Genomic DNA, 25,638 nt, shown 5'->3' with positions numbered 1-25,638 from the left:
TCAGCGGAAGGCCGGCATCACCTCGGCGGCGAAGAACCGCAGGACCTTCTTCATCTCCTCGATGGGGACCGGCCGGGTGCTGCCGAAGTCGCACATGAGGTTGGCGAACCCGAAGTCCTGGATCATCTTGATCTGGTTGATGACGCGGTCAGGGTCGCCGATGACCTCCAGCTGCTCCCAGCGGAAGTCGTTGCCGACCTCCCCGCCCTTGAGGTAGCGGTCCTGCCAGTACTCGAAGCCCTTGGCGACCTGGCCGGTCCGGGAGTCGATCGGCGCGCTCTGCCGGTTGAAGATGCGCGACCGGTCGAATGAGCTCTCGAAGCGGGCCTGGTCGGCTCGGGCCTGCTCGACGGTCGGCGCGACGTACACCGACCGGCTGGCCACGAGCTCGGTCCCCTCGGTGTCGACGCCGCTCGCCCGTGCGGTCTCGTGCCAGGTCTCCGCGGCCTTGGCGATCTTCTTGAAGGGCGCGGAGGGGTCGGCGAGGATCGGCAGCCCGCGCGCGGCGTACAGCTCGACGGTCTCGGGGCTCACGGCGGCGACGTGCAGCGGCGGGTGCGGTCGCTGCACCGGCCGCGGCATGAGGGTGACCTCCTTGCCCGTGCCGTAGAACTTGCCCTGGAAGTGGACGTTCTCCTGCGTCCACAGCGCGATGATCATGTCGAGTGCCTCGTTGAAGCGCTCGCGGGCCTCGCCCAGGTCGACGCCGAAGCTCTCGAACTCCACACTCTGGTAGCCGCGGCCGATGCCCATCTCGAGTCTGCCGCCGGACAGCAGGTCGACCATCGCGGCCTCCTCGGCCACGTGGACGGGGTTGTGCAGCGGCAGCACGACGATCCCGGTGCCGAGTCGCAGCCGTTCGGTGCGCGCGGCGAGGTGGGACAGCAGGGGGAAGATGTTCGGAATGACGCCGTAGTCGCGGAAGTGGTGCTCGGCCACCCAGAGTCCGTCGAAGCCCAGCTCTTCGCAGAGCTCGGCGATCTCGATCTGGTAGTCGTACACCTCCCGGACGGTCTGCCCTTCGAACCGGTGGAAGAGGTGGAAGGTGGAGAACTTCATGACGAATAGGGCCCCTTCTCCCGCTGTCGCCTCGGCGTGCCGCGACCGGCCGTGTACCAAGCGCTCGCTTGGTAGCGTAGCAGGCATGTCGCCCGGGATGGAGTCCTGGAAGAGGTCGGGGAGATGGAATACCTGCCGTGAATTGCCGCATACAGGCGGTGATACCTACAAAATATGTCAAACTACGTATTTGCCCGCAGTGATCGTTTCCCTAGCCTCTATGTCAGAGATCGTCATTCTCGGGGGAGCGGCGACCCTGATCGGCGTGGGGGAAGGAGGCCTGCGATGGGCGGCGTGTCCTGGGCCTGACCGGCCCAGTGGGACGGGCGGCCGGGCGAAAGCCCGGCCGCCCTCGCGCGTCCGGCGGAAGGCCTTCGACCTGGCCGAACGCACGGCGGCGCACCTGGCGGGATGAACCGGCCCGCAGAGAGCCGCGGAGCGAGAGCGCGGCGTTGGGAGGCGCCCGGTGACCGCCGGGGCCCTTCTCGTATCGTCTGCAGCGAAGCATCGACCGAGGAGGGGACATGGCCGGATTCCGGCACGTGGTGGTTTTCCGGTGGAACGAGAGCGCGACGGACGAGCGGAGGCGGGAGGTGGTGGGCCGGCTGAACGCCCTGCCCGGCGCCATCCCCGAGATCGCGGCGTACCACGTGGGCGGCGACGCCGGGCTGAACGACGGCAACTTCGACTTCGCCGTGGTCGCCGACTTCGCCGACCGCGACGCCTATGTCGTCTATCGCGACCATCCGGTGCACCGCGCGGTCATCGACGAGTACATCAAGCCGATCCTCGCCGAACGCGCCGCGGTGCAGTACGACCTGTGACGCGCTGAGCGTCCGGAGCCCCTCCCGCGCCCGCCGAACGCCGGGAGGGGCCTGCGGGGATCGAGACGACCGCCAGCCCGCCGAACAGCGGGCTCGCGGGGCCGGCTCATGGGGCGGGTTTGCGGGCGACACCCGCCAGTCCGCCGGGGATGTCCCGTCCTGCGGCGCGCCAGACGGCCATGTTGACCAGCCCCGGCGAGACGGGCTCGAAACCGTGGAGGAAGCGTTCGATCTGGTCACGGGTGCGCGGGACCAGCGGGGTCGTGGCGTTCTTGTAGGCCGCGGTGACCTTCTCGGCGCTCTCGGGGTCGACCCCGTCACTGCACGCGGCGGAGAGTGCCAGGTGACTGCCCGGTGCGAGGCGATCCCCGAAGCGTGCGACGATCGCCGCCGGGTCCTCGTCATCGGTGACGAAGTGCAGCACGTCGATGAAGAGGACACCGACCGGCTCGGCGAAGTCGATGAGCCCCTCGTCCTCGATCCGGGACAGAACCGCATCGGGTTCGCGGATGTCCGCCTCGACGACGGCGACCCCCTCCCCGTCCGCGCGCAGCGCCCTGCTGTGGGCGGCGACGATCGGATCGTGGTCCACGTAGACGACGCGGGCGTCCGGGTGGACCTCGCGGGCGATCTCGTGAACGTTCGGCGAGGTGGGGATTCCGGCCCCCAGGTCGACGAACTGGCGTACGCCCTGGTCGGCGATGAAACGCACCGCCCGGGTCAGGAAGCCGCGATTGGCCACCACCAGCTCACGCAGGGCGGGGAACGCGGTGAAGATGCGCTCCGCGGTCTCCCGGTCGACGGCGTAATTGTCCTTGCCTCCGAGCGCGTAGTCATACATCCGCGCCGAACTCGGGATGTTCACGTCGAAGGCGGGAGGAGTCCCATTGTCGCTTGGCACGGGAGTCAGTATGCCCTGTCAAGATCGTTTCCGGGGCCGGATCGGGCCAGCTGCCGAGCAAGCGATTGTTATGACAGACTGGCGGCACCATGCCGGGTCGCCCCCGCCAGCGCGGCCCCTGCCGCCCGGCCGTCGCGGGCATGACGCCCGCCGACATCGACGTGGCCCTGCTCTACGACGCGTACTCCTGGCTGGTCCCCCGGCAGCTGGAGGACTTCGGGCTGTGCGGCCGATCTGACCTGGCCGAGACGCTGCACCACGGCCTCGGCACCGTCAACCCGCACGGCGGGCTGCTGTCGGAGGGCTACGTCCACGGCCTCAACAACGTCGCCGAGGCGGTGCGCCAGCTGCGCGGCGAGGCGGTGCGCCAGCTGCGCGGCGACGGGGTGAACCAGGTCGCCGGAGCCGAGGTCGCCCTCTGCACCGGCTTCGGCGGCTCCTACGGCAGCGCCGCCATCCTCACCCGCTGACGCGGTACTACAGTCGTCCCCTAAGTGAGACTCAGGAGGTCGAGGATCTTCGGGTCCCTGAGTGCCGCGACGACGTCCGCTCCCAGCACCACCACCGCGCCCGGCAGGTCGACCGACCGCAGCATCGCGTGGAGAACGCTCGCATGAGGCTCCTCGGCCAGAGCTCGCAAGCAGCGGTCGGCCTCGTCCTTGCGGTCACCGTAGAGAAGTGACCGAGCGTGACACAGGACCGCTCGGCGGGTGTGGAACGCTCCGGCCCGGCCCCGGACGAGGTCGGCTCGATTCAGGCCGAAGACCTGGATCGTCACCTCTCCTTTCGCCGTGAGGTGTCGATATTCGCCGGTCGCTAAGGCCAATCTCAGATGCTCATTTGGATCTTCTGTTGAGGGGTCGATCAAAAGGGGTGTGCCTTGAGGGTCGCAGGGATACGTATCGCGTTTCTGATTGCTGTTGCAGAAGCTGCAGGCAAGTAGATGATTCGGCCACTCGAAGGTTCTCAGCGGGGCGCGACTGATGGGTTCGAAGTGGTCGATGTCGGTTCCGAGGTTGTCCCCGCAGTACATGCAGCGCATGATCCCTGCGGCCATGCGGTTCAGTCGTTCGCGTAGCCCCTGCCGCTCGGCGGACGCGGACTTCCAGGCGCGCCGCGCCGCCTCGGGGGAATGCGCGTTCGCTTTCAGGGCGGTCGTACGGGCGCTCAACCGCGATCCCAGCCCATCGTCCAAGGGATGCCGCATGATCGGGATCATCTCTCGCGCCCCAACCGAGCCGCCACCTCGTCGATGCGGGCGCTGAGCGAACTGGTCAATGCGCTGCTCAGTCTCTTGTATTCGTTGGCCTCGGCTTCTGACGCCGATCCGTCCAGCACCTTGACCTCAAGGTCGCCGAGCCTTCGACGAAGCTTCTCCGCAACGGCGGAGTATGGTGATCCGATGCCGAACAAATCGCTGAGAACCGCGTCGTCGCCGCTGCCGTAGACAACCCGTTCGTATAGGTCGTCATCTACCGCGTGGGGCGATTTTCGCTCGCCGGGGCCAGGGAGGAGGATGAGACCGCCCGGGTCCGCGCTCTGGCAGACATAGGGACTGTGGGTCGTGACGATGAACTGTATCTGAGGGAAATGCTCCTTCAGCCAGGTGCCGATCACCTTCTGCCAGCTCACGTGTAGATGCGCGTCGACCTCGTCGATCAGAACGACGCCCGGGTACGGGAGCGTGGGGGTGTCGCCTTGGTACTCCAGCGTGAGGTCGCGGTATGCGATGTGCATCTGCCGCACCATGTCGACCACCAGCGCGGTGACAGCACGGTATCCATCACTCATCTCCCGTAGCGGAAATTCGGTGCCCTGGTGCGAGACCCACAGTCCTTCCGAATCAACCCGGCAGACCTGGAATCCGTCGGGCAGAAGACCATCGCCGAGAAGGCTCAGCACCGTCCGGAGGAATTCCGCGGCTCCGCGCCGGCCCTCGAGTTGGTACAAATGCTGTTCGATCAGCCAGCCGATGCCATCCGCCAAAGAGACGCTCTCGTCGAACAGCGAAGACACCTGACGTGCGACTTTCGAAGCGCCGCCTCCTCGGCGTCTCCATGCTCCGGCCGTCCCCAAGTGGCGAAACGGCCCGTAACCCGCGTAGAACCATCCGAGAGAGGTCCCGGCGACAGAGTGAATTCCGTGGGGACGTGCGAGTGAGTCGACTCCTGTACCGGAGAATTCGGGCTCTTGGAGATCCTGTCCCTGGCCGGTATCTGATGACGGCCCTACGAAATCCATCCAAACCCTAGGCTCTGATGCGGGGTTGTCGAACAGAGTGGGCTGGTACGCATCCATGGCGGATGCGCGGAGTGTGGCCGCCATCCTCGCGGTCGTGCTGCCGGTGCTTATCCAATCGGCGAGGCTTGGAATGAATGCCGTGGATCGCGGGCCTGCGAGCAATAGGGCCAATGCCTGGAGAAGTGTTGATTTACCCGATCCGTTTCTGCCGGCGAGTACGGTCCAGCCGGCGAGTGATCCGTCGGGGCGAGAGAAATCGAGCTCAACCGAGCGATCGCCAGAAAAGCCGCGTACGCCGGATATCTCCAGCCTGGCGACATGCATGACGACCTCCGACTGATGAATCCCGACCTTGGGCGACCCAGTGTAACGTCGCTTTCGGTCACCGTGGCGGGCATGCACTTTATGGTCATCCGGGCATGCTGCGTCACGCGAAAAGGTGATCTCGGGTTCGCGGCAAGCCCGCAGGGGGTCGAGGATCGGGCCGGCACCATACCCAGTAGCGGTCGAGCGGCGTACGGTTCGCGCATGCGTCCGTCCCGTGCCGTGCTGATCGACGTGATCCTGACGATCGGCGAGGTGATCGGTCTGTGCATCACCGTGTCGGTGGCCCGCGAGCCCCGTTCGAGGCCGGTCGACCTCGGGGCGTAAATCGTGGTCGCGCTGATCGCGCTGCCGATCCCGCTGCACCGGCGGTGGCCGCTCGGCGTCCTCCTCGCCTCCTCCGCCCTGCTCTTCGTCTACTACTCGACCGGATATCCGGGGTTCTCCCCGGCGTACGTGCTGTCGGTCCAGCTGTACTTCGCCGCCCTGGCCGGAAAGTGGCGCTGGGCCACCGGCGTCACGGTGTTCTACCTGATCGCCGGGTACGTCGTGACCCTGGGGCTCAAGGGCGAGTCGGTGATGCAGACGCTGAGTGACTCCCTGCCGCAGGTCACCCTGCTGGCCGGGATCATCCTGTTCGGCGAGTACGCGCGCAGCCGACGCGAGCTTGCCGCCGAGCGGCTGCGGCAGGCCGAGGAGAGCCGCGAGCGGGAGACCGCCCGGCGCGTCGTGGAGGAGCGTCTGCGGATCGCCCGGGAGCTGCACGACACCGTCGCGCACAGCATGGTCACGATCACCGTGCAGGCCGGCAGCGCCCTGCACCTGCTCGGCGACGGGGACGACGGTTCGCCACGCGGCGGGGGCCGGCCGGAGGGTTCACGGTGTCCGCCTGCCTGCCGGCCTGGATCGTCGGCGCCGCGGCCGTCATCGCCGTCGGTTTCAGCTTCGCCGCACCGGCCGACAACGACTTCTCCGGAGGCAAGGCCGAGTCCTCCCAGGCCCAGGATCTGATCAAGAAGCACTTCCCCAGCCAGGAAGGCGACACGCTCACCCTCGCCATCCGCGCCGACGGCGGGATCGACGCCGTACGGCCCCGGGTGGAGAAGGTGCTCGGCGAACTCGCCCACGCCCGGCATGTCACATCCGTGAGCTCGCCGTACCGGGCGCCGGGTCAGGTGTCGCCGAACCGCCGGACGGCCTTCGCCCCGATCCAGCTCGACAGGGGGTCCGGCGACGTGCCGAAGCAGGACGTCGCGGCGATGATCTCCGACGTGCGCGCGGGGTCCGGGGACGGGCTGACGCTCGCCCTCGGCGGCGCCGCGGTGGTGAACGCCGAAACGCCCGGCGGTGGGCCGGCCGAATCAAGATCGTCTCCGGAGCCGGATCGGGCCAGCTGCCGAGCAAGCGATTGTTATGACAGACTGGCGGCACCAGGCCGGGTCGCTCCCGCCAGGGCGGTCCCTGCCGCCCGGCCGTCATCGGGTGAGGTGCCATGCAGGGTTTCTCCGGAAAGGCGGCGATCGCCGGGATCGGCATGACCGACCTGTCCCGGAGCTCCGGCCGCACCGAACTGCAGCTGGCGGTCGAGGCCGCGCGCCGGGCGATCGAGGAGGCGGGGCAGCAGCCGGACGCGATCCTCAGCTACCACCTCGGCGACTCCGCCCCCGTGATCCACGTCGCCCGGGAACTGCGGATCGAGCTCGGCTGGCACAACGAGATCTACGGCGGCGGCACGCAGTCCGCGTCGATCCTCGGCGACGCCGCCATGCTCATCGACGCGGGCCTGGCCCGGACCGTCCTCGTCTACCGGGCCCTCAACGGCCGGTCCGGACGGCGGATGAACACCCTCTCCCTGAAGCTGGGGGAGGGGGTCGAGGAGCAGTTCACCCATCCGTACGGCCTGGCCGGACCGGTGCTGCAGTTCGCCCTCGCCGCCCAGCGCTACCTGCACGACACCGGTCTCACCGAGGAGGACCTGTGCGCGGTCGTCCGCGGTTCCCGCGCCCACGCCGCGGCCAACCCGCGGGCGCTGCGCCGCGAGCAGGAGGACTACTGGGCGAGCCCGCCCGTGGCCTCGCCTCTGCGCCGCGCCGACTGCTGTCAGGAGACGGACGGCGCCTGCGCCCTGGTCGTCACCTCCGCCGACCGGGCGCCGGGCGCCCCGCGCGTCCACGCCGTCGTCCGCGGCGGGGGGCCGGGTGCCTCGGCCATGGACAGGACCGGTGACGTGACGAGGATCTTCTCCTCCCATGTCGCCGGTCCGCTCTACGCGGCCGCGGGCATGACACCAGCGGACGTCGACGTGGCCCTGCTGTACGACGCCTACTCCTGGCTGGTCCCGCGCCAACTGGAGGACTTCGGGCTCTGCGCGCGGGCGGACCTGTCCGACGCGCTCCGCCAGGGACTCGCCACCGTGAACCCGCACGGCGGGCTGCTGTCGGAGGGGTACGTCCACGGCCTCAACAACGTCGCCGAGGCGGTGCGGCAGCTGCGCGGCGACGGAGTGAACCAGGTCCCCGGCGCCGAGGTCGCCCTGTGCACCGGCTTCGGCGGCAGCTACGGCAGCGCCGCCATCCTGGTCCGCTGAGCGGATCAGCCGACCGTGCGCCGCCACGCGTCGACGAGGTGGTCCGGTCCCCAGACCTGGGTCAACGGGAGTGCGTCGACCACTCCGGAGCGCGTCACGGCGACCAGGGGGGTCTGATGGTCGCTTCCGGGAACCGAGAAACGGTCCCGGGCGAGGCAGTCATAGTCGTGCCGTGAGAACGGCTGGTCCTCCAGCCACTTGATCGAGCCGACGAAGTGGATCCGGTTCGCGACCGGTGATCGATCGGCTCCTATCAGATCGATCTCCGGATTGTTCTGCCGGTTCCACCAGCCACCGATCGCCTCGGTCTCCGGCCACTCGTCAGCAGGGAGCATCATGGCCAGGGATTCCCTGATCACCGGCTCGACGGCCCGTCCACGCCAGGAGGTCCATGATCGTTCGATGCGGCGGTGAACCAGATCGCCTCGGCCACGCTCGCTTTCCGCGATCCCCCGTTGCAGGAACGCCAACCAGAACCTGAGGTAGGGATCTGCCACCCGGTAGCGCTTGTTCTTGCTGTCAAGTTTTCCGGAGAGCGGAATGTCGACGGCTATGACGCGTTTAGCGATCAAGTTCGCCAGGATGGGTGAGAGCGTTCCCGAGGGGATCGGGGAGCCCGCGCCGGCCTTGTTGGCGATGGAACCGAATGTCCGTTCGCCTGTGCCGATCGACTCCAGGACGGTCCGGGTGTATGTGGCCTCGGGGAATTCGCCGAGCAAGGTGAGCTCCCCCGCCATCAACAACGGCGAGAGGGGGTTGGCCAGGCTGTCCCTGAGGTAATCGGCGCGGGTCATTCCCGGCTCCCACGGCCTGATCACCTCTGGTAGCCCACCGGTGATCAGGAAGGCGTCGATCGTCTCGGCGGCGGGCAGTCCCGTCATCGACTGGACGTCACTGAGGCTGAGAGGGCGAACGGTCATTCTGGCCGCTCGTCCGAAGAACGGTCGTCCGTACTCCTGGAGCGACTCCATAATCGACAGGTCACTGCCGACGAGAATCATCAGAACGGGCTTGTTCGACAGATGGCGATCCCACGCGGTCTGGAGAGCGCCTTCGAACTCCCCGTCCTGTTCGATCAGCCACGGCACCTCATCCAGAACGACGATGCTGGGCGTGTCGTCCGGAAGGGCCACGGCAAGGGACCGCAGGGCCTGGTTCCAGTCGCGGGGCTCGAGTCCTTCGATCAGCTCGGCACCCCGTAGACCGGATTGGCCGATGCCTTCTATGAAGTCGGAGCGTTCGGCGGCCGCATTCCTGCCACGAGTCGCCTGAAAGACGACATACGGCACCGCCGACCGATCGCAGAACTCCTGCACAAGGCGTGACTTTCCGACTCGGCGGCGGCCCGTCATGATCAGTGCCTGCCCGCGGGTGCTCCCCTTGCCCGCGGAGACGAGCTCCAGCTGGCGGTCCAGCAACGCCAGATCGGCCACCCGTCCTCTGAACTCCATGTCGAGCCCCCCGAAGTAAGATCGAACCAACGTAGATTGCATCTTACGTAGATGTCATCTTACTTAAGTCGGGAGTTCTGGGCGGCCCCTGCACACCGGCAGGTCTCACGGGCGAGCCGCCGCACCGGCTTCCTGCTCCGTACGGACGACCACGGCCATCCGCTACCACCACCGCCGTACTCCCCGAGGAGTACGGCCGCCGCGAAGTGTCATCGCCGGGCTGACGCGCACGGGCGCGACCGGCCGTCACCCTCGGGACGCCATTGACACGTCCACGAGGTGATCCCCATGTACGACGGACCGCTCGCACGGCTGGCCCGTTTCTGTCATCGCCGCAGGCGCCTGGTCCTGGCGGCCTGGATCGTCGGCGCCGCGATCATCATCGCCGTCGGCTTCAGCTTCGCCGCACCCGCCGACAACGACTTCTCGGGAGGAAAATCCGAGTCCTCCCGTGCCCAGGAGCTGATCAAGCAACACTTCCCGGGCCAGAACGGTGACACCCTCACCCTCGCCATCCGCGCCGACGGCGGCGTCCAGGCCGTACGGTCCCGGGTGGAGAAGGTGCTCGGCGACCTCGCCCACACCCCGCACGTCGTGTCGGTGAGCTCGCCTTATCAGGCGCCCGGCCAGGTGTCGCCCGATCAACGGACGGCGTTCGCCCCGGTCCAGCTCGACAAGGTGTCCGACGACATGCCGGTGAAGGACGTCACCGCGATGATCTCCGACGTGCGGAAGGCGTCCGGGGACGGCCTGGCCCTCGCGCTCGGCGGCAGCGCGGTGATCAACGCGGAGACGCCCGGGGGCGGGCCGACGGAGGGCATCGGGCTGCTCGCGGCCGTCATCGTGCTGCTCATCGCGTTCGGATCGCTGCTGGCGATGGGCCTGCCGATCGTCACCGCGGTGTTCGGGATCGGCACCGGCCTGGCCGGCATCGGCCTGCTCGGCCACCTGCTGCCCGCGCCGGGCTTCAGCCCGATCGTCGCCGGCCTCATCGGCCTTGGCGTGGGCATCGACTACGCGCTGTTCATCGTCACCCGGTACCGCGAGGCCCTGTCCGAGGACGGAGCCGACCCCGAGCACGCCACCGTCGTCGCCATCGCGACCGCCGGGCGGTCGGTGCTGTTCGCGGGCACGACCGTGGTCGTCGCGCTGATGGGCCTGTTCGTCATGGGCCAGCGGCTGCTGAACGCCGTCGCCGTCGCCGCGTCGCTGACGGTGCTGATGACGATGGTCACCGCGATCACCCTGCTCCCCGCGTTGCTCGGCTTCACCGGCCGGAACATCGACCGGTTCGGGCTGCGCCTCCTGACCCGGCGGCGCGCGCGCCGTCCGCTGTCCGAGCGGTGGGCCGGGGTGATCCAGCGGCGGCCGGTCCTCGCCCTCGCGACCTCCGCGATCGCGCTGCTCACCCTGGCCGTGCCGACGCTGTCGATGCGGCTGAGCTTCACCGACTCCAGCACCCAGCCCCACGACACGAGTGCCTACGCCTCGCACCGCATCCTCGCCGACGGCTTCGGCGCCGGATACGACGCGCCGCTGGTCGTGGTGGCCCGCCCGCCCGGTGACGCCCGGCCGGTGGCCGACGCCGTCCGGAGCACGCCCGGGGTCGCCTCGGTGACGCCCGTACGGACCAGCCGGGACGGGACGACCGCCATGTTCGTCGCGTACCCGAAGACGGGTCTGCAGGACGCCGCGACGCCGAGGCTGGTGCACACCCTGCGCGCGGCCATGGCCGCGCGGCGCGACGCCGGCGGCCCGCAGGTGTACGTCGGCGGCCCGAACGCCGGGACGATCGACTTCGCCGACGCGGTCACGTCCCGGCTGGTCTTGCTGATCGCGGTGGTCGTGGGCCTGTCGCTGCTCCTGCTCCTGGTGCTGGTCCGGTCGGTGGCGATCGCGATCAAGGCCGCGCTGATGAACCTGCTGTCCATCGGGGCGGCCTACGGTGTGCTCACCGCCGTCGTCCAGTGGGGATGGCTGGGGCGTCAGCTCGGCTTCCCGACCGGGATGCCGGTGACCGCGTGGGTGCCGCTGTTCATGTTCCCGATCCTGTTCGGGCTGTCCATGGACTACGAGGTGTTCCTGATCTCCCGGGTCCGTGAGGAGTACGACGCGGGCGTGGCGACGCGGGAGGCCGTCACGCGGGGGCTCGCCCGTACCGCCCGTGTGATCACCGCCGCTGCGGCGATCATGGTGTGCGTGTTCCTGTCAGTGCTGCTCGGCGCGGACATCGCGGTCAAGCAGATGGGCCTGGGGCTGGGCGTGGCCGTGCTCATCGACGCGACGGTCGTCCGCATGGTCCTCGTCCCGGCGGTCATGGAGCTCCTCGGCGGGGCGAACTGGTGGCTGCCCGGCTGGCTCGCCCGCCTGCTGCCCGCCGCCGAACCCGCCACCGCCGCGCCGCGCGTGCCGGTCCGCGCCGAGTAGGCGGGGGCGGTGTAGACCGTGAGCGCGGAGGTAGGTCAGGAGCACGCGGCCGAGGAGCAGACGCACACGGACATGCTCGCCGAACGCATCGTCCAGCTCGGCTGAAGTGACCGCGCCGCGGGCGCCCGGGTCGGCAGTGCCCGGCCTGTGGCGCCCGGCGCGGCCTCAGTGATGCTTGGAGATGCCGTCGAACAGGACCTTGATGTAGTGGTCGGCGAGGCCGTCGGCGTCGAGCCGGCCCTCGGGGTGGAACCACCGGACCGTCACCCAGATGGTGTCGCGGATCATCCGGTAGGTGAGCTTCGGCTCGATGTCGTCGCGGAACAGGCCGCTCTCCTGACCCCGCTTGATCTGGTCGACCCACAACCGCTCGGTGTCGGCCTCGGCCTTGGTCAGATAGTCGAACCGGTCGAACTGCTTGAGGTAGTTCCAGTCGTTCTGCAGCACCATGATGGCGGCGCGGTGCGGGACCAGCGTGCCGAAGCAGATGCGCACGAGCTCGGACAGGACCTCGCGCGGGTCACCGCCCCTCGCCAGCGCCGCCTGGTTCGCGGCGGCCAGCACGTCGAAGAAGGACGTCAGGATCTCGTCCACGATCGACTCCTTGGAGTCGAAGTGGTGGTAGAGACTCCCGGACAGGATGCCGGCCTCGTCCGCGATGTTGCGGACGGTCGTAGCCTGGTACCCCTTCTTCGCGAAGAGCTCCGCGGCGAGCTTCACGAGGTGGTCGCGGCGCTCGGAGGCGAGCGCCGACGAGCCCTTCGCGCGCCGGCGGCCGCCCCCCGCGGTGCCGGTGCGGGCGTCGGCCCGCTGCCGTCCGTTGTCCTTGCTCGTGGTCGTCACCCCCTCATTATGGCGTGTCCGCCCAACCGCTTGTTCAAGTGCCTGTCACGTCCCGTCACCGGCGGGCCCGGACGCGCCGGACGGCCGCCCTGGTCCCCTCACATGTTCGCGACACCGGCGCGGCGGCGCATAGGCTCACATGACCGATTGTGATCCTGTTCGAGGAGAGGGCAGCATGCCGCGTGCGATCCTGTTCGACCTGTTCGGCGTCATCGCGCTGCCCCAGACGCCCGACGCCAAGCGCCGGATCGAGGAGATCGCCGGCGTCGAGCCGGAGGCGCTGTGGGACGCCTACTGGGCGCTCCGCAAGCCGTACGACGCCGGACAGCCCAGCGCGGAGTACTGGGCGGCGGTCGCCGACAGGGTGGGCGTGCGGTTCACCTCCGAGACGATCCGCGCGTTGATCGAGGCGGACCTCGCGAGCTGGACCGACGTCGACCCGGCCATGGTCTCCCTCCTCGGCGAGCTCGCTGGGCAGGAGCGCACCCTCGGCCTGCTGTCGAACATCATCGCCGACCTGGTCCCGGTGTTCGAGGAGCGGCACGGGCCGTGGCTCGCGCACTTCGACGCGTTGACGTACTCCTGCGCCATCGGCGTGGCCAAGCCCGACCACCGCGCGTTCGAGATCGCCGCCGAACACCTCGGCGTCGCGCCCGCCGACTGCCTGTTCATCGACGACACGGAGGTCAACGTCCTGGCCGCCCGCGAGGTCGGCATGCGCGCCGAGGTCTTCCACTCCCCGGACCAGGCCCGAGACCTGACCGCCGGGTAGCGCGCCGCGCCGTAGCCGCAGGCGCCGAGGGGGCCATGATCGGCGAGGGTTTTCGCACCGATAGAGGCGAAAACCCTCGATGATCAACGGTATGGCCTCCATAGTCTGCGGATGGAGTTCGCTCTCCCCGGAGGGGCCATGGAGCTACGTGCTGACTTCTCGACGGGTGAGCGCATTCGTCACTTCCGTGAGAAACGGCATGCGGGGTGACCACCGTTGATCACCTGGTCCGAGACGGCCGGTGGCCGGGGACTTGTGTACCGGCGCGGAAACGGCGCAGGCGGACGAGAAGAAGGATCAGCGCGGCGGTCAGGAATCCGGCGAGCGTGCCGGCCGGTCTCAGGAGGCAGGTGACGAATGACGGCAATACGCCTGACGCGCTGGCTTTCTTCGAGAAGGTGAGAGCGCCGGTCGCCGTGTGCTCGATCCGGCCGCTTCGCAGGGTGAGGCGGAACGTCCACGGGCCCTCCGGCAGGTCCGGGCCCAGGGGCACGGTGATCTGTCCCTGATCGCCGGGCGCCAGTGTCGTGCCGCGGATGACCGGGAGGGGGCCGGTGCGCAGGGAACCGGGGCCGGCGGACAGGAACAACCGCCCACCGAGGTCGATGGCGCGCCGGCCGGTGTTGGAGACGGTCGCCACGACCGTCCGTTGTCCGCCCCTGGTTCGCTGCGGCCGTACCTCGCCGATCGTGAAGTCCGACGGCGGTTCGCCGCCCGGGCCGACGTCGAGATACGTGCGTATCCCGACCCGGTTGACCAGGGCGATGTTCGCCTTACGGCTCCGCGCGACGGAGGACACCTGTGCCCAGATGACGGCGTACCGCTCGCCTTTCGTCGCCCATGGCGGTACGGCGATGGTGGCCTCGACCGATTCGCCGGCGTGCGCCTTCAGGGCGAGCCGGGAACGGTCGAGCGTGATCCATGAGGTCAGCTCGTTACCGGTGGCGCCCGGTGCGAAGGTGAAGCGGTGGCCGCTGATTCCGGCGGCGCCGGCGTAGAGCGTCACATGCTGGGGCGTTCGCGAGGTGCTGTCGACCCGCAGGCGCCGGGTGAGCGTGGTGCCGGGATCGACGTGGTCGTCGATGAAGACGCGCGCGCGTGGATCGTCCGTCCGATCTGACGGAGTCCCGACGAGGCTGATGCCGATGGCACCCTCGTCCCCAGGACGCGCGTGCCTCCCGTCGGCATGCGCGGTCGCCGGTGTGGCACCGAACAGGTGAAGGGCGAGCACGAGAAGTGTCGCCGAGGCGGGCCGCCGGGCTTCAGACAACGGACTGGCTCACCGTACCGGTGTAGGTCCCCGAACCCGCCAGGGCGGGGATGTTGACCACGATGGTGGGGTTCCAGGTGGCGGAGTTGTCACCGGATCCGATCGTCTTGCTGAACGCGGTCCGGGACACATTCAGCGACTGCGCGGCCGCCGCGTTGGCCTGCCCGGGAACGAAGGTTCCGGTTCCGGTGGTGGCGGTGGCGGTGCCGGACCAGTACAGGACGGCGCTGTTGGAGATGGTGTTGCCGCCGGTGGTGAAGTTCGTGGCCGACGCGCTCGCCGTCCACGTGGCGGTGAGCACGGCACGCTGATCCGTGACCGTGGTAGAGCCGAGATGTTTGCTGATCTGGGTGCCCGGCGCGCCACTCCCGAGGCTGACCGGGCTAGCGGGCACGCTGATGGTCAGCCCGCCCGGCGCCGTCACCACGGCGGTCGTCGTGGTGGGGCACGCGGTCGGCGACGTGCAGGTGCCGGCGTGAGAGGGCAGGGCGACGAGCATGGCGACCACCACGGCGGCGCTCGCCGACGGAATGCCGAGGCGGTTTCTGGGCAACTGTCGATCTCCTCCGCCGAAACAATCCGCCTGGGGTCGGGCGCTTGCGCGAGCGTACCCTGCTCGGTGGTCGAAATTTGAAAACCATCCGAGTAAGTGTCAGGTAATTATTTGATCGGCTTCCGGATGGTGCGGGTGGTATGTCGTCGGCTGCGGCTTGGAACGGTCGCCCGATAACTGCGGTTGATGCGAGGTTCGACTGCTTCTTTGAACGGCATTTGCCGTCCACGGGAGCGATCGGAGAACACGGTTCGGTCTGGGGGGCTAAGCTGCCATTGATTTTCTTCGTGCACCGCCGGGCGGATGCATGTATGCGGCGCTGATGCGAACTTTCGGGGACCGGGATGAGGAAGAGCCACGGACGCGGTCCATCGCTGATCGTTTCGATCGCGCTGGTTCTCGGCACGGGCGCTCCGGCCGCCGCCTCCCCGGTGCGGGGACCAGACCACCCTCATACGCTCCAGCCCTGGCGGTCGCCGGCGGCGACGGCCTGGTGTCCCCCGACGACGCCCGCGTCGCCGCGGACCGGGGGGACGAGCGGGGCGGTGACGCCGGCTCGGTCCGCCGCCGGCTCGCCGACGTCCGCCGCCGACGGGACCGGCACGTCGTCGCCGTCCGCGAACCCGGCGGTCACACCACGGGAACCCGCGGCGAGCGACTCGCCCGACCCGGCGCCTTCCAGCGACCTGCCGGAGGCCACGCCACGGGCCGGCTCCGGCGGCCCGGCGGTGCCGGGCCGCTCGGGCGGTCGGTCAGCATCCGATCTCCTCCTGCCCGGGCCGGGCGAACGCGCCGGGCCCGGTCCTTCGGCCGCTGGTGCGCGAGAGGTCCGGCGCCGGATCGACGGCACGCCGGCCCGCTGGCACGCCTCAGATACCGGACGGCGCCGGCGGTCCGCCATCCCACCGGCGACATCCAGGCTCCACCGCCGGCCCGCCCGGGGCGCGCGAGCGGCGGAACCGGACCGTCGTGATCGAACGTCCGTCGCACACCGGCCGGTTCGGGTTCCGGCCCGTCGGCCGGCGTTGCCCGCCCGGCGGCGCCGCCCGGTGCCAGCTGATCTCCGGAAGGCCGGACGGTTCGCCCTGTCCCCGGGTGAGGCCCGCCTCATCCCAGGCGGCCGGGCCGGGGCGCGACCCGACCGTTCCTGCGCGGCCGACGGCTCCCGCGTGGTGCGACGGTCGATGACCGCGGCACTCGCGAACACGTTGACGATCACCGTACCCGGCACGGCGAGTCTGGGCAGCGCCCTTCCCGGCGGCACGATCAGCGCCTCCATGGGCACGGTGACCGTGACCGACAGCCGGCTCGGGACGGTCGGCTGGACGGCGACCGTGTCGGCCACGAACCTCACGACCGGTGGCGGCACGACGGCCGAGACCATCACGAACGGCAACATCGCGTACTGGTCCGGTCCGGCCACCGCTTCGGTCGGAGGTAGCTTCCGTACCCCGGGCCAGACCACTGCGGCACAGCGAGTGCCGCTGTCCACGACGGTGACCGCGTTCTCGGCGTTCAAGGCGCTGGGCACCAGCACCATGAGCTGGGCGCCGACGCTCGTCGTCACCGTCCCGGCGTCGGCCGTCGCGGGCACCTACACTGCCGTGGTCTCCCATTCGGTCGCCTGACGGCCCGCGCCGGGATCCGGCGAATACCCGGTGAGATCGCCTGGCGACATTACCGGTCGAAAGTCCATTTTCGGCACCACGGTTCGTGGCGTGTGGCGACGCGGAATTCTTCTGCGGAAACCCTCCTGCTCTGTGTCGATCTGGTCCGCTGAATTGACCGACTCATGACCGGGCGTGAATGTAGGCCATGGCGGAATTGGGAGATATCTGGATCGTCGGGCCGGGCGGGACTCGCAGTGCTGTTCGGGCCGGGGCCGTCAGGGCGTACATCTGATGCCGAGTCGATTCGCGGCGGTCCAACGTCGCGGCCCTTCACATCGTTCAATCGAATCCCGGCGGCCTATCCGCGTTATTCCGAACTCTTCGGTGGAAGGGATGTCATGCGTTACCGCATTCGACCATTCAGATACCTGTTCGCGGCCATGGCGCTGGTGCTGGCGATAGCCGCACTCATGCCTGCGGCGTCCGCTACTCCGCCGGGCCAGCGGGTCCTGCCCCCGTACGTGAAGCTGTGCCTCAAGCTCAAGCGCATGCCCCAGCACCGGAACATCCGGTGTCACTACCCACCCACGCAGCGAGTCGCCGTCGGCGCGCCGGCGCAGGCTCTAAGGGCGCTGCAGACTCAAAAGACCTTCCAGCCTCCAAAGGCCTTCCAGCCCCCAAAGGCACTCCAGGCTCGAAAGACGCCAACGATCAGTGAGATATCCATACCGACCAGCCCGGCGACGCCCGTCGGCATCATCAGCGGCCCGGACGGCAACCTGTGGTTCACCGAGAACTACGCGAACAAGATCGGGAAGCTCACCACCGGCGGTCTGTTCACCGAGTACTCACTGCCCACCGCCGATGCCGGGCCGACCCACATCACCGTCGGCTCGGACGGCGCCCTCTGGTTCACCGAGTCCAACGCCAACCAGATCGGGAAGATAACGACCTCCGGGACGATCACCGAGTACTCCGTGCCGACCAGCGGCGCCTACCCCTGGGGCATCACCGCCGGGCCGGACGACAACCTGTGGTTCACCGAGCTCGAGGGCAACAAGATCGCGAAGCTGACGACCTCCGGGACCCTCACCGAGTACTCCCTGCCGACCAGCGGCGCCTACCCGTTGCGCATCACCTCGGGCCCGAACGGCGCCTTGTGGTTCACCGAGGCCCAGGTCGGCGCGATCGGCCAGATCACCACGTCCGGGTCGGTCACCGAATACACCATCCCGAGCAGCGGCGCGATGCCGATCGGGATCACCACTGGTTCGGACGGGAACCTGTGGTACACCGACGGCAACGGAAAGGTCAGTTCCGTCACCACCGGCGGATCGTTCACCGAGTACTCGCTGAGCGATCCGAACAGCTTCCCGTGGGGCATCACCGCCGGCCCGGACGACAACCTGTGGTTCGTCGAGCAGTCCGCGAACAACCTCGCCAGCGTCAGCACCTCGGGGACGATCAGCGAGTACGCGGTCCCGACCAGCGTCTCCGGACCGCTCGACATCACGGTCGGACCCGACAGCAACCTCTGGTTCACCGAGGACTACGTCGACAAGATCGCCAAAGCGGTCCTGTGAACACGGGCCGGCCGGCAGCCGCTCGCGCGATTCCGGCGGCTGCCGGCCGGCCTGGCGCTCACGTCCGGCCCGACCGTGGCCCGCCCTGCCGGAGAGCAGGTGGCGTCACCTCGTCCTTGACCGCCGGCGAAGCAGGAACAGCGGCACGCCGCCCACCACGATGACGAGGCCGGCCAGCGCCGGGACCGTGTACGCGGAGTTCGAGGTCAGGGCGATCGCCGTGCCGGTGCCCTTATCCGGGAACGAGACGGTGGCCGATACCGTCCGGCTGACCATGCCGCTCCGGAGCGTCAGCCGTGCCTTCCACGGGCCGTTCGGCATCCGCCTGTCCAGCACCACCATCACCGGTGCGGTGTCTCCGGGAGGCAGCGTGACGCCGAGCGTGGCGGCGTACGGGCCGGCCCTCAGGCCGCCGGGGCCGTCGGACAGCCAGAGCGTCCCGCTCACGTCGAGCGCACGGCCCCCGGTGTTGTGGACCTGGGCGACGAGTCGCGGCCGGCCGTCCTCGGCGCGGGCCGGGGTCAGCTTCTCGATCCGCAGGTCCGACGGCGGCTCGCCGCCCGGGCCGATGTCGAGGTAGATGGGGATCCCCACCCGGTTGGTGACCCCGACGTTGTGCTTGGCATCGGGCCGGGCCGTGACCTGCGCCCAGATCACGCCGTACCGCTCGCCCTGTGATGCCGTCGCCGGTACCCGGATCGTGACACGCGCGGTCTTCTTGCCGAACGCCGACAAGGTGACCGCGGGCTGGTCGAGCGAGGTCCAGGTCGTCAGCTCGTTCGGGGTGCGATCGGGGGTGATCGTGAACCGGTGGTGCGCGATCGTGGCGGCTGCGGCGTACAACTGGACGTGCAGTGCCTTCCGGAAGGTGCTGGAGAGCTCCACCCGTCGCTTGATGGTGGTGCCGGGGGCGAGATGGTCGACGATGCCGGTACGCGCGCGCGGGTCGTGGCGCCGGGCCACGGGCGCCTCGGCCAGCCGGATGCCGAAGCCGCCGGTGCCCTTCCCGCCCGCGACCGCGCCTGCCTGGGGCGCCATGCTGACCGTGCTCTGGGACAGCGCGGTCAGCAGCGTCACGGCGGCAAGTCGGATCAACTCGCGACCACCGAGTGGGTCACGATTCCGGTGTAGGTGGTGACGTGGGCGGTGACGGGCACGTTGACCAGCAGGGTGGGAATCCAGTTGGCGGTGTTGCCCCCGGTTCCGCCGGTGTGGCTGTAGGCGGTGAAACCACCCGAGCTCAGCGGACCCGCCGTTCCCGCGGTGAACGTCCCGTCACCGGTAAACGTGGCCGTGTTCGGGGTGTAATTCACATCCGCGGCGGGAATTGCGCCCGTACCGGCGGTGGGGGAGAAATCCGTGGAGGACACCGTGGCCGTCCACGGTGCGGGATTGAGGCCGCGTGCGTCGGTGACGGTGACACCGGTGACGCCACCTCCGCTGAAGCTCCCGGTGATGGTTCCGCCGGGCGCGCCGTTGCCCAGGGAGACGGCCGTCGGTGCCGAGATCGTGAGTGTTCCGGCGGTCACGCCGAAGGTCACGGTCGTGTCCGCCGCGTTCGCCGCTTGCGGCAGGGCGGCGATCGCCAGAGCGATCGCGCCACCTGTTGCGTATCCAATGCGATGCATGTGTCCTCCTATGTGCGGCATGGAATGCGTTTCGGTCGCGGTGATGCGATGCTTTCGCTCGATGTCGCCGCTGCGGCCCACGGGAGATCACTTTAAATAATTGACTAATCGACCGGAGTAAAGGCCGATTATGGGGGCCGCAAATTCCGGGAACGGAGTTGGAATTCCGGCGTTTAACGCGATTTCCGCCGCATTGCGGCGATCAGGAGGCGGACCAGCCGGACCAGCGGTGGACGGTCATGGCGATGACGGGGCCGTCGGGGGGATGGGCGCGGTACTGGCGGTAGCGCTCGCGGAGCAGGCCGATCGGCGCCGCCATCGCCTCCGGATCCTCGATGATCTCGGCGGTGGCGTCGGCGCGGACCCACCACAGGCGGGACCACTCGTCCTCGTAGTGGTCGGCCAGCACGGCGACGCGAGGGTCGGCCTGGATGTTGCGCAGCCGCTTGAGATCCCGGGTGCGCTTCGGCTTGGCGTCGACGGCCGAGTAGATCCGGTCGCCGTCGACCGCGAACGTCACGACGACCAGATGTGGACGCCCGGTCTCGTCCACGGTCGCCAGGCGCACGGCGCGCGCGGACGCGAAGCGGGCGCGCGTGATCTGCTCCGGAAGCCTCATCCTCCGAGGTTGTCACGGGTGCGGGCCGCGAGGCGTCAGGCGGCCCGCGACGGGCGGACCGTGTCGTCGTGGGAGAAGGCGGCGTGACGGCCGCGTAACGAATGTGTTGCGGGCTATTGACACCCCCTGCGCCTCCCGGATTCCCTCGTGGGAGCGCTCCCACCGCAAACCGGGCTCACCAAGGGTTCCGGCAAAACCCCGCCTATGGAGACGACCTGAGAGGGGTCCGTCATGAGGGTCAACATGCATCGCGGGCGAATTGGTGCCCTGGCGATCGTGCTGTCCGCCGCGCTCGCGGCGGCGACGGCGTGCTCGGGGGACGACGGCAAGACGAGCGATTCGAACAGCTCGAACGAGAAGATCACCCTGACGGTCGACGACTTCGGCACCTTCGGCTACCAGGACCTTTACAAGCAGTTCATGGCCCAGCACCCGAACATCAAGGTGACCGAACGCAACGTCCCGAAGCTCGACGACTACCTGCCGCGGCTCCAGCAGTGGATCGCGGCCGGCGCCGGTGCCGGCGACGTGGTGGCGATCGAAGAGGGCATCATGGTCAAGTTCAAGGCCCAGCCCGACAAGTTCGCCGACCTCAAGCAGTACGGCGCGGCGTCGCTGCAGAACAACTTCCTGCCGTGGAAGTGGCAGGGCGGCATGAGCCCGGACGGTTCCAAGCTGATCGGCCTCGGCACGGACGTCGGCAGCATGGCGCTGTGCTACCGCAAGGACCTGTTCAAGAAGGCCGGCCTCGCCTCGGACCGCGACGCGGTCACCAAGCTGTGGCCCACCTGGGACGACTTCATCAAGGTGGGTCAGCAGTTCACGTCGAAGGTCGGGGGCAAGACCAAGTTCATCGACAGCCCCGAGACGTACTACAACACGATCCTCATGCAGGAGGCCGGCAAGGGCTCCAACCAGACGTACTTCGACCAGGGCAACAAGTTCGTCATGGAGTCGAACCCGGCCGTCAAGACGGCGTTCGACGAGACCGTGAAGATGTCCCAGGCCGGACTCGCCAACGGCGTGCAGTTCCTGTCCGACCCGTGGAGCCAGGCGCTGAAGAAGGACGCGTTCGCCACCGCGCCCTGCCCGGCGTGGATGCTCGGCCTCATCAAGCAGTTCGGCGGTGACGAGCAGCAGGGCAAGTGGGACGTCGCCGGTGTGCCGGGCGGCGGCGGCAGCTGGGGCGGCTCCTGGCTGGCGGTGCCCACGCAGAGCAAACACCCGAAGGAGGCCGCCGAGCTGGTGCAGTTCCTGACCAGCGCGCAGGGGCAGGTCGCCGCGTTCAAGGCGGCCAACAACCTGCCGTCCTCACCGCAGGCGCTGAACGACCCGGCGGTCAAGGCGTTCGCCAACCCGTACTTCAACAACGCGCCCGTCGGCCAGATCTACGCTCCGGCCGCGATCAACCTCAAGCCGGTGTACCTCGGCGCGGACAACCAGGAGGTCAGGCAGGCCGTCGAGGCGGACCTGCGCGCGATCGCCCAGGGCAAGCTCTCGCCCGGCTCCGGCTGGAGCAAGGCCGTCTCCGACGCGAAGAAGGCTTCGGGCAGCTGAGACCGGCGGGCGGCGCCGGCCTTCCCCAGGAACGTCGGCCGGCGTCGCCCGTCTCCCCTGCTCGCCCGTCTCCGCGAAAGGACCTCGGACATGGCTGTCGACCTGCGGCCCGCCCCGGCCGCACCGCGCGCCGCACCACCCGGGCGGCGCGGCTGGCGCGCCCGGCTGTCCCGGCTGGACCTGAAGGTCTCGCCCTACCTGTACATCTCCCCGTTCTACCTGCTCTTTCTGCTGTTCGGGCTGTTCCCGCTCGGCTACACCTTCTGGGTCTCCCTGCACCGCTGGGAGATCATCGGTGACCACCAGTTCGTGGGCCTGCGCAACTACTCGCGGCTGCTGACCGACGACCAGTTCTGGAACGCCGTCGTCAACACCTTCGGCATGTTCGTCATCGCGACCGTGCCGCAGCTGCTGCTCGCGCTCCTGCTGGCCAACGCGCTGAACCGGCGGCTGCGGTTCCAGACGCTGTTCCGGATGGGCGTGCTGCTCCCGCTCGTCACGTCGGTCGCGGCGGTCGCGATCGTGTTCACCCAGATCTACGGCCGCGACTACGGCATGGCCAACTGGCTCCTGCACTTCCTCGGCGTGCACAAGATCGACTGGCAGGCGAACCGGTGGGCCGCCTGGGTGGCCGTCTCCACCATGGTCGACTGGCGCTGGACCGGCTACAACGCCCTCATTTTCCTGGCCGGCATGCAGGCGATCCCGCGCGACCTGTACGAGGCGGCGGCCATCGACGGCGCGGCACGGCGGCAGCAGTTCTGGCGGATCACCGTGCCCCTGCTGCGCCCCACGATCGTGTTCGTGTCGATCATCTCCACCATCGGGGGCCTGCAACTGTTCACCGAGCCGCTGCTGTTCAACTTCGGGTACATGAACGGCGGCTCGCTGCGGCAGTCGCAGACCGTGGCGATGTACATGTTCGAGAACGCCTTCAACCGCTTCCAGTACGGCTACGGCTCCGCGGTCGCCTGGATGCTCTTCCTGATGATCCTCGTGTTCTCCCTCGTCAATTTCCTGCTGATCCGCCGTTTCGCCGGAGGTGGCGAGAAATGAAGGAGACCGTTCTGCGGCGCTCCCGGAAGGCCGTCGCCGGCTCCGCGCGGCTGTGGGAGGCCAGCCCGCTGACGTACATCGTGCTGATCTTCGGGATCGTCCTGTCGGCGTTCCCGCTGTACTGGATGTTCGTCGTGGCGACGCGGACCAACGCCGTCGTCGGCGCGGTGCCGCCGCCGTTCATCGCCGGTCAGCACCTCGGCGACAACCTGCGCCGGCTGTTCGACAACGAACAGGCGCACTTCGCCAAGGCCCTGGTGAACTCCGCGATCGCCTCGGCCGTCGTCGCCGCCTCCACGGTGTTCTTCGCCTCGCTGGCCGGCTTCGCCTTCGCCAAGCTGCGCTTCCGCGGCCGCAACGCGCTGCTCGTGGTCATCGTCGCCACCATGATGGTCCCGGTGCAGATGGGCATCATCCCGCTGTACATGGTGATGGTGCACCTGCACTGGACCGGCAGGCTCCAAGCGGTGATCGTCCCTTTCCTCGTCACCGGCTTCGGCGTGTTCATGATGCGGCAGTACGCCTCGCAGGCCATCCCCGACGAGCTGATCGAGGCGGCCCGCGTCGACGGCGCGTCGACGTTCCGGATCTTCTGGAGCGTGGTGCTGCCCGCGCTGCGCCCCGCCGCCTCCGTGCTGGCGCTGTTCACCTTCATGTCGACCTGGAACGAGTTCATCTGGCCGCGGGCCGTACTGAACCCGGACAACCCGACCGTGCAGTACTCCCTGGCGCTGCTGAACAACGCGTACTTCAACGACTACACGCTGATGTTCGCCGGCACCCTCGTGGCGACCATCCCCCTGTTCGTCGTCTTCGTCGTGTTCGGCCGCCAGATCATCGGCGGAATCATGGAAGGGGCCGTCAAGGCATGACGATCCAGAAATCACGGGCGGAGACCGAGATCAGGTTCCCCACCGACTTCGTCTGGGGCGCGGCGACCGCGGCGTACCAGATCGAGGGCGCCGTCACCGAGGACGGGCGCGGCCCGTCGATCTGGGACACCTTCGCCCACACGCCCGGCAGGGTGCTCGGCGGCGACACCGGCGACGTCGCCACCGACCACTACCACCGGTTCCGCGAGGACGTCGCGCTGATGGCCTCCCTCGGCCTGACCGCGTACCGGTTCTCGATCTCCTGGTCGCGCGTACGCCCGGACGGCAGCGGGCCGGTCAACCCCGAGGGCCTGGACTTCTACCGGCGGCTCGTCGACACCCTCCTGGAGGCGGGTGTTCGGCCCTGGCCGACCCTGTACCACTGGGACCTGCCGCAGGCCCTGGAGGACGCCGGAGGCTGGCCGGTGCGCGACACGGCGTACCGCTTCGCCGAGTACGCCCAGCTGGTGTCCGACGCCATCGGCGACCGGGTCGTCAACTGGACGACGATCAACGAGCCCTGGTGCGCCGCCTTCCTCGGGTACGCGTCCGGCGATCACGCGCCGGGCCGCCGCGATCCCGAGGAGTCCGTGCGCGCCGCCCACCACCTGCTGCTCGCCCACGGCCTGGCGGCGCGGGCGCTGCGCGGGGAGGGCGTCAACGTCGGCGCCTCGGTCAACCTGTACGCCGTGTCGCCGGCGAGCGAGGCCCCCGAGGACGTCGACGCCGCCCGGCGCATCGACGGGCTGCAGAACCGCTTCTTCCTCGACGCCCTGCTGCGCGGCCGGTACCCCGAGGACGTCCTCGCCGACCTCGACCGGTTCGACCTGGGCGTACGGGACGGCGACCTGGACCTCATCGGCGGGTCGGTCGACCAGCTCGGCATCAACTACTACAACCGGTTCTTCGTCACCGGTCAGGAGGGCGCGGCGCCCGCGATCACGTCGCCGTTCGCTCAGGCGTCGCCGTGGCCGGGCAGCGAGCACGTCGGCTTCGTCCAGGTGGGCCGCCCGGTCACCGCGATGGGCTGGGAGATCGACGAGTCCGGGCTCGCGGAGGTCCTCACCCGCGTGGCGGAGGAGTACCCGTCCGTGCCGCTCTACGTCACCGAGAACGGTGCGGCGTTCGACGACGTCCTCGCGGACGGCGAGAACGGCGAGGGGTCCCACGTCAGCGACCCCGACCGCGTCGCCTACATCGACGCCCACCTGCGCGCCTGCCACACGGCGATCAGCGCGGGCGTCCCCCTGCGCGGCTATTTCGCCTGGTCGCTGATGGACAACTTCGAGTGGGGGTGGGGGTACGCCAAGCGGTTCGGGCTCGTCTACGTCGACTTCCTGACCCAGGCGCGGATCCCCAAGACCAGCGCACAGTGGTACTCCTCGGTCATCGAGCAGGGCGGGCTCGGCAGAATGAGCCCGTGAACACTCTCGACCGACCATCGCGTCGCCCGCCGTCACG

At 69.0% G+C, this 25,638-nt stretch carries 25 protein-coding genes and 1 pseudogene; 14 read left to right on the top strand and 12 right to left on the bottom strand.

Translation table 11 applies throughout. The features are described 5' to 3' along the window. The gene (locus NE236_RS16140; RefSeq protein WP_252842783.1) at positions 1-1,059 is read right to left on the bottom strand and encodes an LLM class flavin-dependent oxidoreductase; all 1,059 of its coding nucleotides are present in this window, start codon (positions 1,057-1,059) and stop codon (positions 1-3) included. 524 nt (positions 1,060-1,583) lie between these two features. Here NE236_RS16140 and NE236_RS16135 point away from each other — a divergent pair. Next, the gene (locus NE236_RS16135) at positions 1,584-1,883 is read left to right on the top strand and encodes a Dabb family protein (protein WP_252842782.1); all 300 of its coding nucleotides are present in this window, start codon (positions 1,584-1,586) and stop codon (positions 1,881-1,883) included. 106 nt (positions 1,884-1,989) lie between these two features. On the opposite strand, the gene NE236_RS16130 is transcribed toward NE236_RS16135, so the two are convergent. Beyond that, a complete protein-coding gene (locus tag NE236_RS16130) occupies positions 1,990-2,784 on the bottom strand; it encodes an SAM-dependent methyltransferase (protein ID WP_252842781.1) in 795 nt (264 codons plus the stop codon). A 128-nt stretch (positions 2,785-2,912) separates the two neighbouring features. Here NE236_RS16130 and NE236_RS16125 point away from each other — a divergent pair. Further along, positions 2,913-3,254, top strand: a pseudogene (locus NE236_RS16125) (thiolase C-terminal domain-containing protein); the annotation flags it as partial. A gap of 20 nt (positions 3,255-3,274) precedes the next feature. On the opposite strand, the gene NE236_RS16120 reads toward NE236_RS16125, so the two are convergent. Together NE236_RS16120 and NE236_RS45530 are read right to left on the bottom strand one after the other, a co-directional pair. Then, positions 3,275-4,003, bottom strand: coding sequence for an HNH endonuclease family protein (locus tag NE236_RS16120; protein ID WP_252842780.1), 729 nt, complete (start codon positions 4,001-4,003; stop codon positions 3,275-3,277). Beyond that, entirely contained in the window at positions 4,000-5,349 is a 1,350-nt protein-coding gene (locus tag NE236_RS45530) for an AAA family ATPase (protein WP_504915079.1), read from the bottom strand. Before NE236_RS45530 ends, NE236_RS16120 begins: the two co-directional genes overlap by 4 nt. On the opposite strand from NE236_RS45530, the gene NE236_RS16105 reads away from it, so the two are divergent. The 4 genes from NE236_RS16105 to NE236_RS16090 are packed head-to-tail and all read left to right on the top strand — an operon-like array spanning position 5,344 to position 7,936. Beyond that, positions 5,344-5,676 (top strand): hypothetical protein, encoded by a 333-nt coding sequence (locus NE236_RS16105; RefSeq protein ID WP_252842779.1) that lies wholly within the window; start codon positions 5,344-5,346, stop codon positions 5,674-5,676. The two genes, NE236_RS45530 and NE236_RS16105, sit on opposite strands and share 6 nt — an antisense overlap. Before the next feature lie 3 nt (positions 5,677-5,679). After that, positions 5,680-6,360, top strand: a complete 681-nt coding sequence (locus NE236_RS16100) for a histidine kinase (protein WP_252842778.1) — start codon at positions 5,680-5,682, stop codon at positions 6,358-6,360. Further along, on the top strand, positions 6,243-6,887 hold the full coding sequence (locus NE236_RS16095; protein ID WP_252842821.1) for an MMPL family transporter: 645 nt from the start codon (positions 6,243-6,245) through the stop codon (positions 6,885-6,887). Before NE236_RS16100 ends, NE236_RS16095 begins: the two co-directional genes overlap by 118 nt. Then, positions 6,842-7,936 carry a thiolase C-terminal domain-containing protein gene (locus NE236_RS16090; protein ID WP_252842777.1) on the top strand — a complete coding sequence of 365 codons (1,095 nt, stop codon included), beginning with the start codon at positions 6,842-6,844 and terminating at the stop codon, positions 7,934-7,936. Before NE236_RS16095 ends, NE236_RS16090 begins: the two co-directional genes overlap by 46 nt. A gap of 5 nt (positions 7,937-7,941) precedes the next feature. Here NE236_RS16090 and NE236_RS16085 read toward each other — a convergent pair whose 3' ends face one another. Further along, positions 7,942-9,369 carry an ATP-binding protein gene (locus NE236_RS16085; RefSeq protein WP_252842776.1) on the bottom strand — a complete coding sequence of 476 codons (1,428 nt, stop codon included), beginning with the start codon at positions 9,367-9,369 and terminating at the stop codon, positions 7,942-7,944. Between the two features lie 306 nt (positions 9,370-9,675). On the opposite strand from NE236_RS16085, the gene NE236_RS16080 reads away from it, so the two are divergent. Beyond that, the gene (locus NE236_RS16080; RefSeq protein WP_252842775.1) at positions 9,676-11,814 is read left to right on the top strand and encodes an MMPL family transporter; all 2,139 of its coding nucleotides are present in this window, start codon (positions 9,676-9,678) and stop codon (positions 11,812-11,814) included. A gap of 165 nt (positions 11,815-11,979) precedes the next feature. On the opposite strand, the gene NE236_RS16075 is transcribed toward NE236_RS16080, so the two are convergent. Beyond that, positions 11,980-12,657: a TetR/AcrR family transcriptional regulator gene (locus NE236_RS16075; RefSeq protein WP_252842774.1), complete on the bottom strand. Its 678-nt coding sequence runs from the start codon at positions 12,655-12,657 to the stop codon at positions 11,980-11,982. A gap of 175 nt (positions 12,658-12,832) precedes the next feature. Between NE236_RS16075 and NE236_RS16070 the strand changes: the two genes are divergently transcribed. After that, positions 12,833-13,429, top strand: coding sequence for an HAD family hydrolase (locus NE236_RS16070; RefSeq protein ID WP_252842773.1), 597 nt, complete (start codon positions 12,833-12,835; stop codon positions 13,427-13,429). Between the two features lie 220 nt (positions 13,430-13,649). On the opposite strand, the gene NE236_RS16065 is transcribed toward NE236_RS16070, so the two are convergent. The 3 genes from NE236_RS16065 to NE236_RS16055 all read right to left on the bottom strand — a co-directional run bounded on the left by NE236_RS16065 (position 13,650) and on the right by NE236_RS16055 (position 15,952). Further along, positions 13,650-14,699 carry a peptidase gene (locus tag NE236_RS16065; RefSeq protein WP_252842772.1) on the bottom strand — a complete coding sequence of 350 codons (1,050 nt, stop codon included), beginning with the start codon at positions 14,697-14,699 and terminating at the stop codon, positions 13,650-13,652. Beyond that, positions 14,692-15,252: a hypothetical protein gene (locus NE236_RS16060; protein WP_252842771.1), complete on the bottom strand. Its 561-nt coding sequence runs from the start codon at positions 15,250-15,252 to the stop codon at positions 14,692-14,694. The genes NE236_RS16065 and NE236_RS16060 overlap by 8 nt, the downstream gene beginning before the upstream one ends. Positions 15,253-15,703: 451 nt before the next feature. After that, positions 15,704-15,952: a hypothetical protein gene (locus NE236_RS16055; protein ID WP_252842770.1), complete on the bottom strand. Its 249-nt coding sequence runs from the start codon at positions 15,950-15,952 to the stop codon at positions 15,704-15,706. A 349-nt stretch (positions 15,953-16,301) separates the two neighbouring features. Between NE236_RS16055 and NE236_RS16050 the strand changes: the two genes are divergently transcribed. Together NE236_RS16050 and NE236_RS16045 are read left to right on the top strand one after the other, a co-directional pair. Further along, on the top strand, positions 16,302-16,880 hold the full coding sequence (locus tag NE236_RS16050) for a hypothetical protein (RefSeq protein WP_252842769.1): 579 nt from the start codon (positions 16,302-16,304) through the stop codon (positions 16,878-16,880). A gap of 380 nt (positions 16,881-17,260) precedes the next feature. Beyond that, on the top strand, positions 17,261-18,445 hold the full coding sequence (locus NE236_RS16045) for a Vgb family protein (protein ID WP_252842768.1): 1,185 nt from the start codon (positions 17,261-17,263) through the stop codon (positions 18,443-18,445). A 105-nt stretch (positions 18,446-18,550) separates the two neighbouring features. On the opposite strand, the gene NE236_RS16040 is transcribed toward NE236_RS16045, so the two are convergent. The 3 genes from NE236_RS16040 to NE236_RS16030 all read right to left on the bottom strand — a co-directional run bounded on the left by NE236_RS16040 (position 18,551) and on the right by NE236_RS16030 (position 20,692). Continuing rightward, a complete protein-coding gene (locus NE236_RS16040; protein WP_252842767.1) occupies positions 18,551-19,522 on the bottom strand; it encodes a COG1361 family protein in 972 nt (323 codons plus the stop codon). 14 nt (positions 19,523-19,536) lie between these two features. Further along, positions 19,537-20,154, bottom strand: a complete 618-nt coding sequence (locus NE236_RS16035; RefSeq protein WP_252842766.1) for a hypothetical protein — start codon at positions 20,152-20,154, stop codon at positions 19,537-19,539. 121 nt (positions 20,155-20,275) lie between these two features. Next, entirely contained in the window at positions 20,276-20,692 is a 417-nt protein-coding gene (locus NE236_RS16030) for a TIGR03668 family PPOX class F420-dependent oxidoreductase (RefSeq protein ID WP_252842765.1), read from the bottom strand. A gap of 231 nt (positions 20,693-20,923) precedes the next feature. Here NE236_RS16030 and NE236_RS16025 point away from each other — a divergent pair, with 231 nt between their 5' ends. From NE236_RS16025 to NE236_RS16010, 4 genes are all read left to right on the top strand, one after another. Beyond that, complete coding sequence (locus NE236_RS16025; protein ID WP_252842764.1) at positions 20,924-22,249, top strand: ABC transporter substrate-binding protein; 1,326 nt, start codon at positions 20,924-20,926, stop codon at positions 22,247-22,249. Between the two features lie 90 nt (positions 22,250-22,339). Continuing rightward, positions 22,340-23,305 (top strand): carbohydrate ABC transporter permease, encoded by a 966-nt coding sequence (locus NE236_RS16020; protein ID WP_252842763.1) that lies wholly within the window; start codon positions 22,340-22,342, stop codon positions 23,303-23,305. Continuing rightward, the gene (locus tag NE236_RS16015) at positions 23,302-24,177 is read left to right on the top strand and encodes a carbohydrate ABC transporter permease (RefSeq protein WP_252842762.1); all 876 of its coding nucleotides are present in this window, start codon (positions 23,302-23,304) and stop codon (positions 24,175-24,177) included. Before NE236_RS16020 ends, NE236_RS16015 begins: the two co-directional genes overlap by 4 nt. Continuing rightward, entirely contained in the window at positions 24,174-25,601 is a 1,428-nt protein-coding gene (locus NE236_RS16010) for a GH1 family beta-glucosidase (protein ID WP_252842761.1), read from the top strand. The genes NE236_RS16015 and NE236_RS16010 overlap by 4 nt, the downstream gene beginning before the upstream one ends. Positions 25,602-25,638: the final 37 nt, after the last annotated feature.

Source organism: Actinoallomurus purpureus (genome assembly GCF_024055795.1).
Classification (GTDB): Bacteria; Actinomycetota; Actinomycetes; order Streptosporangiales; family Streptosporangiaceae; genus Actinoallomurus; species Actinoallomurus purpureus.
The sequence above is the reverse complement of the archived record's forward strand: the minus strand, read 5'-3'. Positions and strand labels throughout refer to the sequence as shown.

What these genes read in the sequence shown, in the direction of transcription:
- NE236_RS16015 (WP_252842762.1), top strand. Translation starts at nt 23,302, where the DNA reads ATGAAGGAGACCGTTCTGCGGCGCTCCCGGAAGGCCGTCGCCGGCTCC.
- NE236_RS16030 (WP_252842765.1), bottom strand. Translation starts at nt 20,692, where the DNA reads ATGAGGCTTCCGGAGCAGATCACGCGCGCCCGCTTCGCGTCCGCGCGC.
- NE236_RS16140 (WP_252842783.1), bottom strand. Translation starts at nt 1,059, where the DNA reads ATGAAGTTCTCCACCTTCCACCTCTTCCACCGGTTCGAAGGGCAGACC.
- NE236_RS16080 (WP_252842775.1), top strand. Translation starts at nt 9,676, where the DNA reads ATGTACGACGGACCGCTCGCACGGCTGGCCCGTTTCTGTCATCGCCGC.
- NE236_RS16010 (WP_252842761.1), top strand. Translation starts at nt 24,174, where the DNA reads ATGACGATCCAGAAATCACGGGCGGAGACCGAGATCAGGTTCCCCACC.
- NE236_RS16120 (WP_252842780.1), bottom strand. Translation starts at nt 4,003, where the DNA reads ATGATCCCGATCATGCGGCATCCCTTGGACGATGGGCTGGGATCGCGG.
- NE236_RS16070 (WP_252842773.1), top strand. Translation starts at nt 12,833, where the DNA reads ATGCCGCGTGCGATCCTGTTCGACCTGTTCGGCGTCATCGCGCTGCCC.
- NE236_RS16025 (WP_252842764.1), top strand. Translation starts at nt 20,924, where the DNA reads ATGAGGGTCAACATGCATCGCGGGCGAATTGGTGCCCTGGCGATCGTG.
- NE236_RS16020 (WP_252842763.1), top strand. Translation starts at nt 22,340, where the DNA reads ATGGCTGTCGACCTGCGGCCCGCCCCGGCCGCACCGCGCGCCGCACCA.
- NE236_RS16135 (WP_252842782.1), top strand. Translation starts at nt 1,584, where the DNA reads ATGGCCGGATTCCGGCACGTGGTGGTTTTCCGGTGGAACGAGAGCGCG.
- NE236_RS16105 (WP_252842779.1), top strand. Translation starts at nt 5,344, where the DNA reads ATGCATGACGACCTCCGACTGATGAATCCCGACCTTGGGCGACCCAGT.
- NE236_RS16045 (WP_252842768.1), top strand. Translation starts at nt 17,261, where the DNA reads ATGCGTTACCGCATTCGACCATTCAGATACCTGTTCGCGGCCATGGCG.
- NE236_RS45530 (WP_504915079.1), bottom strand. Translation starts at nt 5,349, where the DNA reads ATGCATGTCGCCAGGCTGGAGATATCCGGCGTACGCGGCTTTTCTGGC.
- NE236_RS16090 (WP_252842777.1), top strand. Translation starts at nt 6,842, where the DNA reads ATGCAGGGTTTCTCCGGAAAGGCGGCGATCGCCGGGATCGGCATGACC.